The following is a 14327-nucleotide window of genomic DNA, read 5'->3' on the forward strand; positions in this document are numbered from 1 at the left end:
CCGATTACGCCATCTCAACGAGGAGATCTTCGACACCCTGGACGACGCCCGGCGCGCTTGCCCAGAAAGACCGCCCAGACTACCAAACTCAAACCCGCAGACTCTCGCTATGAACGAGGGACCCAAGGGGGGCAGGCCACCCGGACCGAGGATCTCAACCGTCTCCACCAGATCTTCGCCCGCAGCCACAACGCCGCCATCACCTCGACTGCGATGCACGGGCTCGGGGGCGTCGGCAAGGCCTCATGCGCCCAGTTCAGAACGTATGCGCAAGCCAGTAGACGCCCCCGGCCCCCAACGACAGGGGCAGGGCTATGCGCAGCATCCGGTTCAGGAAAAGGGCCAGGAACAGGCCCCTGAAGACACCGCCGGCAAGCGACATGAGCAGGAGGAGCCCAAGCAGCACGACGCCGGTCAGTGCCGGGTCGGTCGTGGCGTTCTGCATCAGAGTCAAAGGCCTATCCCTCGCAGCGGCCGCACCGGCCGGTCACCACCCGAGCATACGCGGGTTTGCGCTTCAAGACGCATCACTTCCGGGCTGGGGAGGGGGGCAGGGCCGGCCCGCGTCGTGCGGGGGCCTGGAATCAAAGGCGCGGCGGCATCAGGGAGGAGGGATGCCGCCGCGCAATCAGGAAGGCCCAGGGAGGAGGAGAGGCCTTCCGGGAACTTGTTCAGCCGTTGTTCGCGGCCTGCAGCGCCACCTGGCGGATCGAAGCGCGGTGCATGCCCAGATCCGCGAGGTCGCGGTCGGACAGTGCGCGCAGTTCGTTCAGCGTCGTGCGGTACACGCGGCGGCGGGCCAGCGCGGCGTCGAGTTGCGATTTCAGGAGGCCCAGCCGCCCGGTACGGGCGAAGCCGGCAACATGGGTCGTGCTCAGGGTAGCCATCGGTCTTCCTCTTGCTTCGTATTCGTTGCTGTTGGCGCTAACATATGAAATTGCTGCGCCTGCACAATCCGGAGATAGCGAATTGCCGCCATGCAGCATGTGCATGCATGACGCTTCCGTGAGGTCGGGCGGGTGCGGGCCATATACGGGCGGGAAGGGGGCGGCGCCTTGAGGAGGGCTGCCACGGGGGGCGCGATGATGACTTTTCCCTGAGCCATCTTCGAACTATCTTTTCGAAAAGAAAGAGTGGTGAGTGTCATGCCCTTCGAAATGGACCAGGAACGGGATCTCACGGATCGCGGCATCGAGATGTGGGCGCGCGAGGTGCCCGAGCTCGATACCTCCGGCAAGGCGGTGACCGGCCGCCTCCTGATGCTGGGAGAGATGGTCTTCGAGCGGATGAACGAGACGACGACGAAGTTCGGGCTGAAGTACACCACCTACGCGATCATCGCCACGCTGCGGGTCTCCGGCCCGCCCTACCGGCTGTCGCCCAAGGCGTTGCAGGCAACCTTGCTGATCACCTCGGGCGGCCTGTCCAACCTGCTTGCACGGACGGAAAAGCAGGGGCTGATCCGCCGCATGACCGACCCCGAGGACGGCCGCGGCGTCGTGGTGGAGCTGACCGAGGAGGGCCTGCGCACCGCGACCGAGGTGATGCCGGTTCAGGCCGAGGCCGAGCGCAACCTGACGCGCATGTTCAGCGAGGATGAGCGCCAGCTGTTGATCGACCTGCTGCGGCGGATGATTCTGATCAATTCGATCGGGTGACCGGCGGACGCCCGCCCCCGACGTGACGCGGGCAGGCGCAGCAGCACCCTCCGGCTTCCCCCGGTTTGCTTGGTTCTTGGGCAGGAGGATGCCATGGCGCGATTTTTAATCTTTATGGTATCTTTTTAGAAAGACAAATTGCAGGATGTGTCCCTAGGGTCGGAGGCAAGACGATGCCACAACCAACGGGGAAAACATGAAGAGAGTGATTTTCGGCGGCATCCTTGCCGCGTCGCTTTGCGCCGGGGCCAGCGCCCAGGCCAAGGATCTTGTCGTCGGCCTGTTCGGCGGCTCCTTCGCCAAGGCTGCGGACCAGTGCCACATCAAGCCGTTCGAGAAGGCCTCGGGCGACACCGTCGTCACGCAGCAGGGCAGCTCGTCGCAATTCGCGGCCAAGGTGCGCGCCACCGGCGGCAAGAGCGATTACGACGTCGTCTACATCGACAATTCCTTCGCCCAGCAGCTGGCCTCGGAAGGGCTGCTGACCAAGATCGACATGTCGAAGGTCTCGAATTCCAAGGATCTCGTGAAGGGCTCGATCGGCGCCGATGGCCAGTACGTGATCTACCAGTGGAGCGCGACGGTCATCGCCTACAATCCCAAGGCCTACAAGACGCCGCCGGACAGCTGGGCCGATGTCTTTGCCGCGGCGAAGAAAGGCCGCGCGGCGCTGCCCGACATCTCGGGCACGGCGGGGGTCGACTTCCTGCTGGCCGCGGCGCGGATGAACGGCGGCAGCATCGACGACCTCGCCCCGGGCTTCAAGGCGATCAAGGCGGTCTCGCCCCATGTCAGCGCCTATTACACCCAGGCCGATCAGCTGATTTCAATGTTCGAGCGCGGCGAGATCGACATCGCGCCGTGGTATCCTGACCGTGCCACCGTCGCAGCCAAGTCGGGCCTGTCGGTGGCCGTCGCCTACCCGAAGGAGGGTGCCGTCGGCATCAAGGTGGCGCTGGTGATCCCGAAGGGCGCCCAGAACGTCGCGGGGGCCGAGAAATACATCGACACCGTGCTGTCGGCGCCGGCGCAGAAATGTTTTGCCGACACGATGTACGAGGGCTCGGTCAACAAGACGGTCAAGTTGACGGGCGACGCCGCCAAGGCCGTGCCGCCGGAGAAATACGGCACGATCTACTTCCCCGATCCCGCCAAGGTCGCGGCCGACGTGGGCAAGTGGCGCAAGACCTGGGAACACCAGATCACCCACTGACGGCCCGCGAGGGCCTGCCCCGCACCCGCCGCCCGCGCTGCTTCCCCGCGGGCGGCGGGTGCCCTGAACCTGTCACCTTCCCCGCAAGACGGAGCCCGCCTTGTCCTCGCTTTCCCTACGTTCGCTGGTCAAACGCTATGACGAGACGGAGGTCGTCAAATCCGTCTCGCTCGAGGTGGCCGAGGGCGAGTTCGTCTCGCTGCTGGGCCCCTCGGGCTGTGGCAAGACCACGATCCTGCGCATGGTGGCAGGGCTGCTGGCGCCGACCTCGGGCCAGATCCTGATCGGCGGCGAGGACGTGACCCGCCTGCCGCCGAACCGGCGCAACCTCGGCCTCGTGTTCCAGTCCTACGCGCTGTTCCCGCACCTGACGGTCGCCGACAACGTGGCCTTCGGGTTGCGGCGGCTCGGCGTGAAGGGGGCGGAGCTTTCCGGCCGCGTGACCGAGGCGCTGGCGCGGGTGCGTCTGGGCCATCTGGGTGACCGTTACCCGCGGCAATTGTCGGGCGGGCAACAGCAGCGCGTGGCGCTGGCGCGGTCGATCGCGCCGCGGCCGGGGATCCTCCTGTTCGATGAGCCGCTCTCCAACCTCGACGCGCAGCTGCGCGAGGAGATGCAGATCGAGCTGAAGCAATTGCAGGCCGAACTCGGGCTCACCTCGATCTTCGTCACCCACGACCAGCACGAGGCGATGACGCTGTCGGACCGGATCTGCCTGATGGCCGGCGGCGTGATCCAGCAGATTGGCACGCCCGAGGAGGTCTACCTTTCCCCCGCGACCGGTTTCGTCGCGGATTTCATCGGCAGCCCCAACAAGCTTTCGGGCACGATGCGCGGCGCCCGGGTGGATCTGGGTGGCGGCATCGCCCTCACGTCGGCAAACGACACGCTGGCCGATGGCACACCGGTGCGCGTGACGTTGCGACAGGAGGATGTGGCGATCGCGCCGATCGCGGACGATGCGGGGGCGGGTGCCATCGAGGGTACGATCCGGCTGCGGCTGTTCGAGGGGGCCTCGGTTCAGTTCCTCGTGGCGGTTGCCGAAGGGGTTGAGCTGCTGGCCCGGGTGGCGCAGCAGGATCCGCGCGCGACCCTGGCGCCGGGCGACCGGGTGCGCCTGAGCGTCGCGCCGGAACGGGTCTTCGTGGCCCCGGCCGGGGCGGCAGGGGCATGAGCGCGCGGCGCATCTCGGGCCTGTGGCTGATCGCGCCGGTGACGGTGCTGCTGGTGGTGGGCTTCCTCGCCCCCACGGCGATCATGGGCATGCTCAGCCTGCGCAACTATTCCGGCATGTCCGGGATCGGCGACAGCTGGACGCTGGAGAATTACATCGGCGTCATCACCGACCCGTTCTACCTGACGATCATCGGGCGCACGCTGTTGCTGGGGGTGATCGTCACCGCGCTCTGCCTCCTTCTGGCCTTTCCGCTCGCGCTCTTCATCCTGCGGTCGGGGCCGAAGGTGCAGACCGCCTCGATCCTCCTCGTGATCTTTCCGCTCCTGTGCAACATCGTGGTGCGGTCCTTCGGCTGGATGGTGCTGCTTGCCCCGCGCGGGATCATCAATGAGGCGCTCATCGGCGCAGGGCTGATCGCGCATCCGCTGCCGCTGATGTACGACCTGACCGGCGTGACGATCGGTCTTGTGCAGATCTTCCTGCCGTTCATGGTGCTGCTGCTGATCCCGGCGCTGCAGAACATCCCCGCGGATGTCGAGGCCGCGGCCCTGATCCTCAAGGCCTCGCGGCTGCGCACCTTCTTCACCATCACCCTGCCGCTGGCGCTGCCGGGGATCCTCACCGGGTCGATCCTCGTGTTCGTGCTGTCGATCAGCGCGCTGGTGACGCCGCGGATGCTCGGCGGGCCGACCTACCGGGTGATGGCCACGCAGATCTACGAGGAGTTCATGACCAACCTGAACTGGCCCGGCGGGGCGGCGCTGGCCTTCGTGCTGACGGTGATCGCGCTGGCGCTGATCTGGGGCGCCAACCGCATCGGCAACCGCCTGACGCGCGGGATCTCCGGGGGGAACTCCTGATGATGCCGCGCCGCAATTCCGTGTGGATCGTGCTGGCCGCCGCTGCCGTGCTGATCTTCATGAACGCGCCGACCGTGGTCGTGGTGCTGGCCTCCTTCACCAAGACGACCTACCTCACCGTGCCGCCCAAGGGATGGACGCTGCACTGGTTCGCCGAGGTGCTGGGCGACGACGGCTACCTGCGGGCCATCGGCACCAGCCTGTGGCTTGCCTGCGCCGCGACCATCCTGTCGCTGATCTTCGGCACCATGGTCAGCTACGCGCTGCACCACCGCATGGTGCCGGGACGCGAGGCGATCCTGTCGCTGGTGATGGCGCCGCTGGTCTTTCCGGCGGTGGTGATCGGCGTGGCGCTCTTGCAGTTCGTGTCGCTCATGGGGCTGCGGGGGAACACCCTGATCCTCGTGCTGGCGCATGTGCTGATCACGCTGCCCTATGTCGTGCGCTCGGCCATGGCGTCGCTCGTGGGCATCAACCCGCAGATCGAGGAGGCCGCGCAAGTGCTGGGCGCACGCAGCTTCACCGCCTTCCGGCTGGTCACGCTGCCGCTTCTGAAGCCGGGGCTGATGGCGGGCTGCGTGTTTTCCTTCGTCACCTCGCTCGACAACGTGCCGGTGACGATCTTCCTGCTGACGCCGCGCCAGTCGACCCTGCCGGTCAAGATCTACGCCGCCGTCGACCAGGGCGTCGATCCGTCCATCGCTGCCGCCTCGACCCTGCTGATCGCGGGCGCCGCCGTCGCGCTGATCATCGCGCAGTGGCGCACCTCGCTCACGCGCTTCTTCTGACACCAACCCGAACGGACAAGACCCATGAGCTTTACCTCCAAAGGCTTCCCGATGATGCTGACCTTCGATCTCGACTGCGAGACGATGTGGACGGCGCGCGACCCCGAGGCCCACACCCGCCCGATCCTGATGTCGCAGGGCGCCTACGGCTGGAAGCGCGGCGTCTGGCGGGTGCTCGAGGTACTCAAGCGCTACGACATCAAGTCCACCTTCTTCGTGCCCGGCGTGGTGGTCGAGGCGCACCAGGAGGTAATCGACGCGCTGCTGAAGGACGGCCACGAGATCGCCCACCACAGCCACACCCACCGCTGGATCGTCACCCTCACCCCCGAGGAAGAGCGCGAGGAGATGGAGCGCGCGCAGCAGGCGATCATCAAGGCGACCGGCGAGGCGCCGCGCGGCTGGAGGTCGCCCGCCGCCGAGGTGACCGATGTCACCATGGACCTGATCAAGGAATACGATTTCCGCTATTCCTCCAACTTCTTCGACAATGACGAGCCCTACATGCTCAAGGTCCGCGGCGCCGAGATCGACTGCGTCGAGCTGCCGTTCCGCTACATCAACACCGACAGCCCCTATTTCCAGTTCGCCAAGATCCTGCCGGGCCGCACCATCACCAACCCGCGGCAGGTGCTGGATATCTGGAGCTGGGAATTCGACACGCTCTTTGCCGAGGAGCGGATGATGGTGCTGGCCTGCCACCCGGAATTCATCGGCCAGCCCTCGGGCGCGATCCTGCTGGACAAGTTCATCCGGCATGTCACGGCGCAAACCGGCGTCTGGATCGACCGCTGCGACCGCATCGCCGCCGACATGCGGCCCGGGCTGATGGCCACGGCATGAGCGGGGCGTGCAGCGGCCTGCGGGTGCTGATCACCGGCGGGGCCTCGGGCATCGGGCTGGCGACGGCGCGGATGCTTCTGTCGCGCGGTGCGGCCGTCGCGGTGATCGACCGCGAGGCCGTGGCCGTTCCGGGGATCGCCTCGGCGGTGGCCGACCTGACCGATCCGCCGGGGCTGGAGGCCGCGGTCGCCGCCATGGCCGCGGCCCTGGGCGGGATCGACATCCTCGTGAACTCCGCGGGCATCGACCTCGAGACCCCATTCTCCGAGATGGGCGATGCCGAGTGGAACCACGTGCTCGACATCAACCTGAACGGCCCGATGCGGGCCTGCCGCGCGGCCTTTCCCTACCTGCGCGCCTCCGATCGGGCGTCGGTGGTCAACGTCTCCTCGGCGGCGGGGCTGTCGCCGATCCCCGACCGGGCGGCCTATTGCGCCTCCAAGGCGGGGGTGGTGATGCTGTCGAAGTCGCTGGCGCTGGACTGGGCCGCGCATGGCATCCGGGTCAACACCGTCTGCCCGGGTGCCGTACAGACCCCGCTCTTCGAGCAGAGCTACCGCGACCATGCCGACAGCGAGGCCCGGCTCGACCAGATCCGCGCGCGCTATCCGCTGGGCCGGGTGGCCGAACCCGATGAGCTTGCCGAGGCGATCGTCTTCCTCGCCTCGCCCGCGGCCTCCTACATCACCGGAACGACGCTGGCCGTCGATGCCGGGCGCAGCTTTCATTGAGGGCGCCATGACCCGTTTCCAGGACAGGACGGTGCTGATCACCGGCGGTGCCGGCGGCATCGGCGGCGCCACCGCGCGCAGGTTTCACGCCGAAGGCGCGCGGGTTGCGGTCTTCGACCTCGTGGAGGCGCCCGCACCCGATAATCGCCACGATAATGGCCCCGGCGGCGACCCCGGCGGCGACGGCGGCCGCTGGCTGTCCTGCGCCTTCGACGGCACCGACGCCGAGGCGCAGGCCCGCGCGCTGAAGGAGGTGGAGGCCCGGTTCGGCCCGGTCGACATCCTCTTCAACAACCTCGGCCGTAGCGCCCGCGAAAGGGCGGGGCTGTTCTGCGAGTCGGAGGAGGACACCTGGCGTTTCGTCCTCGACATCAACCTGATCACCACGATGCGCCTGTCGCGCCGCGTGGCGCCGGGGATGGCCGCACGGGGACATGGCCGGATCGTCAACATGTCGAGCGACGCGGCGCTGTCGGGCGACCTCCGGCTGGCCGATTACGCCACCGCCAAGATGGGCGTCATCGGCTTCACCCGGGCGCTGGCGATGGAGCTGGCGCCGAAGGGCGTCACCGTCAACGCCGTCTGCCCCGGCGCGATCGCGACCGAGGCGCACCGGTGCATCCCGCGCGAAACCCTCGATGCGCTGGTCGCCGCCACCCCCGCGGGCTTCATCGCCTCGCCCGAGGATGTGGCGGGCCTCGTGGCCTACCTCGCCTCGGACGAGGCGCGCTTCGTCACCGGCCAGACCATCGCCATCAACGGCGGGCGCAACCTGCTCTGACCCGCGCTTCCCGCCCGCAGCCCCGAAGGACCCCGCCATGACCGACATCCTTGACCTTTCCGCCCGTGACATGGCCGCCCAGATCCGCAAGGGCGCCCTCTCGCCAGTCGAGGCGACGCAGGCCGCGCTCGACCGGATCGCCGCGCGGGCCGATCTGAACGCCTTCGTCACCGTGGATGCCGAGGGCGCGCTGGCCGCCGCCCGCCAGGCCGAGGCGGCCGTCAGGGCGGGGGAGGCGCTGGGGCCGATCCACGGCGTACCCTATTCCGTGAAGGATCTGATCAATACGGCGGGGATGCGCACGACCCAGGGTTCGAAGATCTTCGAGGCGAACGTGCCGGCCGAGGACGGCGTTTCCGTTGCGCGCAGCCGCGCCGCCGGGGGCATCCTGCTGGGCAAGACCACGACGCCCGAGTTCGGTCACAAGCCCGAGGCGACCTCTCCCGTCTCGGGCAGGACGCTGCACCCGACGCATCCGGGCCATACGCCGGGCGCGTCCAGCTCCGGTTCGGCCGTGGCGGTGGCGGCGGGGATGGGCCCCCTGTCGATCGGGTCGGACGGCGGCGGGTCGATCCGCATCCCGGCAGCCTGCTGCGGCATCGTGGGGCTGAAGGCCACGCTGGGGCGGATCCCGCACCTGCAACTGCCCGATCTTTTCGGCGCCAATTCCTACGTCGGCCCGATGGCCCGCAACGTGGGCGACACGCGGCTTTTCTTCGAGGTGATGGCCGGGTTCGACAGCCGCGATCCCTGGGGGCAGGGGGCGCTGCCGCCCGCGCGGCGCACGGATACGCTCAGGGGGCTGCGCGTGGGCTGGCTGCCCCGCGGCGGCGCCTCGGTCGATCCGCAGGTCGCGGCGCCGACCCTTGCCGCGGTGCGGGCGATGGAGGCCGAGGGCGCCATCGTCACCGAGATCGATCTGGATTTCCGCGCGCTGGAGCCCGCCTTCCTGACCGTGCTGCGCAACGGTCTTGCGTCGCGCGTGGGGCCGCATGTCGCGCGGTTCGGCAATGTCATCGACGCCACGCTGCTGGCCCGGATCGAGGAGGGCGGGCGCCTGACCGCCGGCGACGTGGCGCAGGCCACCTACGATCGCACACGGTTCTTCACCGAGTTGCAGGCGGCGCTGGCCGATCTCGATGTGATCGTCTCGCCCACGCTGACGGCGCCGCCGCTGCCGATCGGCGTGGACACCGCGGGCGAGGTGTCGGTGGGCGGCAACCACGGCACCGTGCGCGGCGCCTGGTATCCTTTCACCTTTCCGCTGAACCTGTCCGGGCACCCGGCGCTGGCGATGCCCTGCGGCACCACTGCCGAGGGCCTGCCCATCAGCCTTCAGATCCTGTCGCACTGGCACCAGGAGCGGCTGATCCTCGACGTGGCCGAACTTGTCGAGTCGCTGCTCGGCCCCGCCGCCCGGGGCTGACCCGGGCAGAACGCGCCTTCCGCCTGCCGTCATCACCCCGGCCGCCGCCAGGCGACCGGGGTGATGACGGTCGCGCCCGGCACACCGACGCAAACCTGCGCATGACCCGCGAACGAGGTTGACAGGCCCCCCGCATCCAATACCATGAACATAAGTTCGCATGGTGGACTCCACGCTGCGAATGTGGAGGAGCGACGGGAGGAGAGACCGATGAGGGCCAGAGTCTGGGCTGCGACGGCAGCTGTCTGCATGTTGGCGGGGGGAGCGTTCGGCAAGGATGTCGAGATCGGGGCGGTGTTCCCGATGAGTGGGACAAACGCCATCTACGGGGACGTTTTCAAGTCGGGCGCGGACCTCGCGGCCGAGCACATCAATGCCGATCACATGCTCAAGGAACCGCTGAAGATCCTCTACGAGGACAGCCAGGCCCTGCCGCAGCCTGCGGTGGTCGCGATGACCAAGCTGGTCGAGGTCAAGCAGGTGCCCTACGTCCTCTCGGCGTTCACGGGTGTGTCCAAAGCGATCTCGACCCTGGCGCAGCGCAGTCAGACCGTCGCCGTGAACGGCGGCGGCGTCGGGCCCGACCTTGCCAAGCTGGGCGATTACTTCTGGAACGTCATTCCGCTGGCGAACCTCGAGGTGCGCGCGATGGTGCCCTATCTCGCCAAGCACGGCATGAAGAAGGTCGCGCTGGTCTATGTCGACGATCCGCTGGGTCAGTCGATCCTTGACGAGCTGAACGCGAACCTTCCCAAGGTGGATGGCAAGCTGGTGGCCGAGCTGTCGGTGCCGACCAGCACGCAGAACTTCTCGGGCATCGCGGCCAAGGTTCGGGCCTCGGGCGCCGATGCGGTCTACATCGCCTCCTACGGGGCGCAGCAGATCCAGATCGCCAAGCAGCTGCGCGACAACGGGGTGAAGGCACAGCTGGCCTCCTATTCCGGATTCTCGACCCCCGACGCGCTGAAGTTGCCCCAGGCGGAAGGGCTGCTCTACACCACGCAGGCGGTGAACTATAAAGCCGGCGACAAGGTCACCCAACGCTTCCTCGCGGATTACCAGAAGGCACATGATGGCAAGAAACCCAGCGCCTACATCGTGAACTACTATAACGCGGTGCTGCTGTTCGGCATCCTCGCCCAAAAGCTGGAAGAGGCGGGCAAGCCGATCACCGGTGCCAACCTGCTGGCCGAGCGCAAGGCGACCAAGAGCTTCGACCTGGTGGGGGGCACGGTGTCGTTCCAGGACAACGGCACGTTGCTTGCGCCGATCCAGGTGAACAAGATCGTCGACGGGGCCGGTCAGCCCCAGGAAACCGTCGATATCAACTGACGGTGCGACGATGCTCTGGCTTCAACTCACGCTCACCGGGCTTCAGACCGGTGCGCTCTACGCGCTCACGGCGGTCGGCTTCTCGTTGATCTTCGGGGCGACGCGGGTGTTCCACTTTGCCCATGGCGCGGCCTTCGTGCTGGCGGCCTATGTCTTCTACTGGGCCGACACGGCGGGGCTGGGGATGATCCCGGGCATCGTCCTCGCGGCGCTGGCGGCAATGGCCTTCGGCGTCGCCATGGACCGGCTGGTCTACGCGCCGATCCAGCGCCACGAGGGATCGTTCTTCACCGTCTTCGTTGCCTCCTTCGGCATCGGCATCGTGGTCGAGAACGTCGTGGGCATGGTGTTCGGGCGCAGCTTCGTCACCATCGACTCGACGCTCAGCCAGTCGCGCGAGCTGATGGAAGGGGTCTATGTCGCGCCGCTGGCCTGGATCGCGATCGCCTGCGCGGCGGTGTTCTTCGCCGCGCTGCAATTGTTCCTGCGGCGCACCCACACCGGGATGGCGCTCCGCGCGCTGGCGGATTCGCCCGAGCTGATCCGTGTTTTCGGCCTCGACCCGCGGAGGCTGTCGTCGATCGCCTTCGCGCTCGGGTCGGCCCTGGTGGTGCCGGGCGCGGTGATGACCGCGCTCGGCTCGGGGCTGAACCCGGCGCTGGGGCACCACGTCATGCTGATCTCGCTCGCCGCGACGATCGTCGGCGGGATCGGGTCGATCGGCGGCGCACTTGTCGCGGGCTTCGTCCTGGGGCTGGCCGAGAACCTCGCGCTGATCGCCTTTCCCAGCCAGTGGAGCGAGGCGGTGACCTTCGCGATCCTGTTCCTGGTGATCATCCTGCGCCCCGCCGGTCTCTTCGGCCGCGCGACGGCACATTAGGGAGGGCGACGGATGGAAGCCTATCTTCTCAACCTCGGCGTGCTGGTGTCGATCTACGCGATCCTCGCGGTCACGCTGAACTTCATCATGGGCTACGCCGGGATCTTCTCGCTCGCGCATGCAGTGTTCTTCGGCGTCGGTGCCTATGTCGGCGCGCAGATGGCGATGCATGTCTCGGCTTCGCTCTTCGTGACGATCCCGGCGGCAATGGTGGTGGCGGCGCTTCTGTCGCTGGCGCTGGCCCTGCCCGCGCTGCGGGTCCGGGGCGAATATTTCGTCGCCGCATCGCTCGGGCTGCAGATGCTGGCGATCACCGTCTTCTCGGAATGGAAGGGCGCGACCGGCGGCATCGGTGGCCTTGTGGGCATTCCTGCCGTGCGCATGTTCGGCGAGGACATCTACCGCCCCGCGGCCTTCTTTCCGCTGGCCGCCGCGGTGGCCGTCCTCGTGCTGATCGTCACGCGCCTGCTGGTGCATTCCAGCTTCGGCCGCTCGCTTACCGCGATCCGCGACAGCGAGAGCGCGGCCGAAAGCTTCGGCAAGAACATCGCGCTGATCAAGACGATCTCGGTCGTCGTGTCGGCGGCGCTGGCGGCGGTGGCGGGTGTGCTTTACGCAAACTACCTCAGCTTCATCAACGTCGAGAGCTTCACCCTGAACACGTCGGTCCTGGTGATGGCGATGGTGATCATCGGCGGCACCGGCACCGCGCTGGGGCCGGTCGTGGGGGCGGCGCTTCTGCTGATCCTGCCGGGGCTGCTCAGCTACCTGTGGTTCCTGCCCCAGACCGAGATCGGTGCGATCCAGCAGATCATCTACGGTCTCGGCATGGCGGTGCTGATGATCTTCCGTCCCGGCGGGTTGGTCGGGCGCTCGGCGGGCGCGCGCAAGCGCCGCAAGCGCGATGCTCTCAAGGCTGCGGCGGGTCAGTCCGAAGCTCGTAAGATGGAGGGCGCGAAATGACGGCGCAGGTGACTGAGGCGACCCTGGCCAAGGCAGACCCGTCGGAAGAGGTCCTGCTGGAGATCCGCGGCCTCGAGAAGAGCTTTGGCGGGGTGAGGGCGGTGTCGGACGTGTCGATGGACCTGCGCGCCGGGATCGTCACCACGCTGGTCGGCCCGAACGGCGCGGGAAAGACCACGTTCTTCAACCTGATCACCGGACATCTCGCGCGGTCGGGGGGGACGGTGCGCTGGCTCGGGCGCGATATCGGCGGGATGAAGCCCTACCGCATCGCCCGCCTCGGCATCGCCCGCACCTTTCAGGATCTTCGGCTGTTCAACGACATGACGGTCGAGGAGAACATCCTCACGGTGATGGAGCCGGGCGCGCTGCCGTTCTCGGTCTCGGGCCCCTCGGCGAAGGAGAAGCGCGAGAAGGTGGCGCGGGTGATGGAACGCACGGGCCTGGCCGACAAGGCCCGCACGAGGGCGGTCGACCTTGCCTATGCGGAGCGCAAGTTCCTCTCGATGGCGCGGATCATGGCCGCCGAGGCGCGGCTGTGGCTGCTGGACGAGCCCGCCTCGGGCCTCGATCCGAACAGCTACGCCACCTTCCTGCGCCTCCTGCGCGAGGAAGTCGCGGCAGGGGTGACAGTCTGCATCATCGAGCACAACCTCGACATCGTCGTCGGCATCTCGGACCGCATCGCCTTTCTCGACCGCGGCCGGCTGCTGGCCGATGGCGACCCCAAGTCGGTTCTGGAGGACCCGGAGCTGACCAGGATCTATTTCGGAGACCGGGCATGAGCGCCGTTCTGGAAGCCCGCAACCTGACCACCGGCTACGGCGGCGCGATGGTTCTCGAAGACCTCTCGATCGCGCTGAACGAGGGCGAGGTGCTTTGCCTCATCGGCCACAACGGCGCCGGCAAGTCGACGCTGATGAAGACGCTCTTCGGCCTGCATCCGGCCGGGTCGGGAGAGGTGGTGCTGCGCGGCGAGACGGTCACCGGCGCCACCCCCAAGGCGCTGGCCCTGCAGGGGATCGCGATGGTGCCCGAGGGGCGGGGGATCTTTCCCAACCTCACCGTGGACGAGATCTTCGAGATGGGCATGTGGGCGGTCGGCGTGCCCGAGGCCGAGCGCGCGGCGCGCCGCGACTGGGTGCTGGGCGTGCTGCCGGTGATCGCCGAGTTCCGCCACCGCAGGGCCGGCACCCTGTCGGGCGGGCAGGCGCAGATGGTCTCCATCGGGCGCGCGCTTCTCAGCCGGCCGCGGATCCTGCTGCTTGACGAGCCGTCGATCGGGCTGGCGCCCAAGCTCTTCCAGGACCTGCTCGCCCCGATCCGGGCGTTGCAGCAGGAGGAGGGGCTGTCGATCCTGCTGGTCGAGCAGAACGTACGCGAGGCGCTGAAGATCTCGGATCGGGTCGAGGTGATGAAATCCGGGAAGATGATCTGGGAGGGCCGGCCCGGGGAGCTTTCGGACAACCGAAAACTCATGGAGCTCTACTGACCGGCCATCCCGGCGGTCGGCGCATGCGGCGACGCCCGGCCCGGATGGCGCTCGGCCCGGCGGGGCTCAGATTGGGAGGCAGGTTGGCGGGGCGTCTCCGGGGTGCTTCCGGCGCCACATGGGCACGCCGCTTACAGCGGGATTTGGCGTGCAGGGTGTTCTACGCGGACCATGGGGCATGCG

16 protein-coding genes are annotated in these 14327 nt (G+C 67.8%); 14 read left to right on the forward strand and 2 right to left on the reverse strand.

The features are described 5' to 3' along the window. Positions 1-256: 256 nt before the first annotated feature. Positions 257-454: a hypothetical protein gene (locus CVV76_RS08170; protein ID WP_146010268.1), complete on the reverse strand. Its 198-nt coding sequence runs from the start codon at positions 452-454 to the stop codon at positions 257-259. A 217-nt stretch (positions 455-671) separates the two neighbouring features. After that, the gene (locus CVV76_RS08175) at positions 672-887 is read right to left on the reverse strand and encodes a DUF1127 domain-containing protein (RefSeq protein ID WP_102224155.1); all 216 of its coding nucleotides are present in this window, start codon (positions 885-887) and stop codon (positions 672-674) included. A 258-nt stretch (positions 888-1145) separates the two neighbouring features. On the opposite strand from CVV76_RS08175, the gene CVV76_RS08180 reads away from it, so the two are divergent. The 14 genes from CVV76_RS08180 to CVV76_RS08245 all read left to right on the forward strand — a co-directional run bounded on the left by CVV76_RS08180 (position 1146) and on the right by CVV76_RS08245 (position 14144). Further along, complete coding sequence (locus tag CVV76_RS08180) at positions 1146-1658, forward strand: MarR family winged helix-turn-helix transcriptional regulator (protein ID WP_102224156.1); 513 nt, start codon at positions 1146-1148, stop codon at positions 1656-1658. Between the two features lie 196 nt (positions 1659-1854). Continuing rightward, positions 1855-2871, forward strand: coding sequence for an ABC transporter substrate-binding protein (locus tag CVV76_RS08185; protein WP_102224157.1), 1017 nt, complete (start codon positions 1855-1857; stop codon positions 2869-2871). A gap of 100 nt (positions 2872-2971) precedes the next feature. After that, a complete protein-coding gene (locus CVV76_RS08190) occupies positions 2972-4045 on the forward strand; it encodes an ABC transporter ATP-binding protein (protein ID WP_102224158.1) in 1074 nt (357 codons plus the stop codon). Then, positions 4042-4908 (forward strand): ABC transporter permease, encoded by an 867-nt coding sequence (locus CVV76_RS08195; RefSeq protein WP_102224159.1) that lies wholly within the window; start codon positions 4042-4044, stop codon positions 4906-4908. The genes CVV76_RS08190 and CVV76_RS08195 overlap by 4 nt, the downstream gene beginning before the upstream one ends. Further along, entirely contained in the window at positions 4908-5696 is a 789-nt protein-coding gene (locus CVV76_RS08200) for an ABC transporter permease (RefSeq protein WP_102224160.1), read from the forward strand. The genes CVV76_RS08195 and CVV76_RS08200 overlap by 1 nt, the downstream gene beginning before the upstream one ends. 24 nt (positions 5697-5720) lie before the next feature. Beyond that, positions 5721-6539, forward strand: coding sequence for a polysaccharide deacetylase family protein (locus tag CVV76_RS08205; protein WP_102224161.1), 819 nt, complete (start codon positions 5721-5723; stop codon positions 6537-6539). Next, positions 6536-7270 carry an SDR family NAD(P)-dependent oxidoreductase gene (locus tag CVV76_RS08210; protein WP_102224162.1) on the forward strand — a complete coding sequence of 245 codons (735 nt, stop codon included), beginning with the start codon at positions 6536-6538 and terminating at the stop codon, positions 7268-7270. Before CVV76_RS08205 ends, CVV76_RS08210 begins: the two co-directional genes overlap by 4 nt. A 7-nt stretch (positions 7271-7277) precedes the next feature. Next, positions 7278-8051 (forward strand): SDR family NAD(P)-dependent oxidoreductase, encoded by a 774-nt coding sequence (locus tag CVV76_RS08215; RefSeq protein ID WP_102224163.1) that lies wholly within the window; start codon positions 7278-7280, stop codon positions 8049-8051. 37 nt (positions 8052-8088) lie between these two features. Further along, positions 8089-9477, forward strand: coding sequence for an amidase (locus CVV76_RS08220; protein WP_102224164.1), 1389 nt, complete (start codon positions 8089-8091; stop codon positions 9475-9477). Positions 9478-9687: 210 nt separating this feature from the next. Then, positions 9688-10809 (forward strand): ABC transporter substrate-binding protein, encoded by a 1122-nt coding sequence (locus tag CVV76_RS08225; RefSeq protein WP_102224165.1) that lies wholly within the window; start codon positions 9688-9690, stop codon positions 10807-10809. Between the two features lie 10 nt (positions 10810-10819). Next, positions 10820-11689 (forward strand): branched-chain amino acid ABC transporter permease, encoded by an 870-nt coding sequence (locus CVV76_RS08230; protein ID WP_102224166.1) that lies wholly within the window; start codon positions 10820-10822, stop codon positions 11687-11689. 12 nt (positions 11690-11701) lie between these two features. Then, the gene (locus CVV76_RS08235) at positions 11702-12652 is read left to right on the forward strand and encodes a branched-chain amino acid ABC transporter permease (protein ID WP_102224167.1); all 951 of its coding nucleotides are present in this window, start codon (positions 11702-11704) and stop codon (positions 12650-12652) included. Positions 12653-12660: 8 nt separating this feature from the next. Next, on the forward strand, positions 12661-13437 hold the full coding sequence (locus tag CVV76_RS08240) for an ABC transporter ATP-binding protein (protein ID WP_233192775.1): 777 nt from the start codon (positions 12661-12663) through the stop codon (positions 13435-13437). Beyond that, positions 13434-14144, forward strand: coding sequence for an ABC transporter ATP-binding protein (locus CVV76_RS08245; RefSeq protein ID WP_102224169.1), 711 nt, complete (start codon positions 13434-13436; stop codon positions 14142-14144). The genes CVV76_RS08240 and CVV76_RS08245 overlap by 4 nt, the downstream gene beginning before the upstream one ends. Positions 14145-14327 lie beyond the last annotated feature (183 nt).

Origin of the sequence: Acidimangrovimonas sediminis (assembly GCF_002871005.1) — a bacterium.
Lineage (GTDB): Bacteria > Pseudomonadota > Alphaproteobacteria > Rhodobacterales > Rhodobacteraceae > Acidimangrovimonas > Acidimangrovimonas sediminis.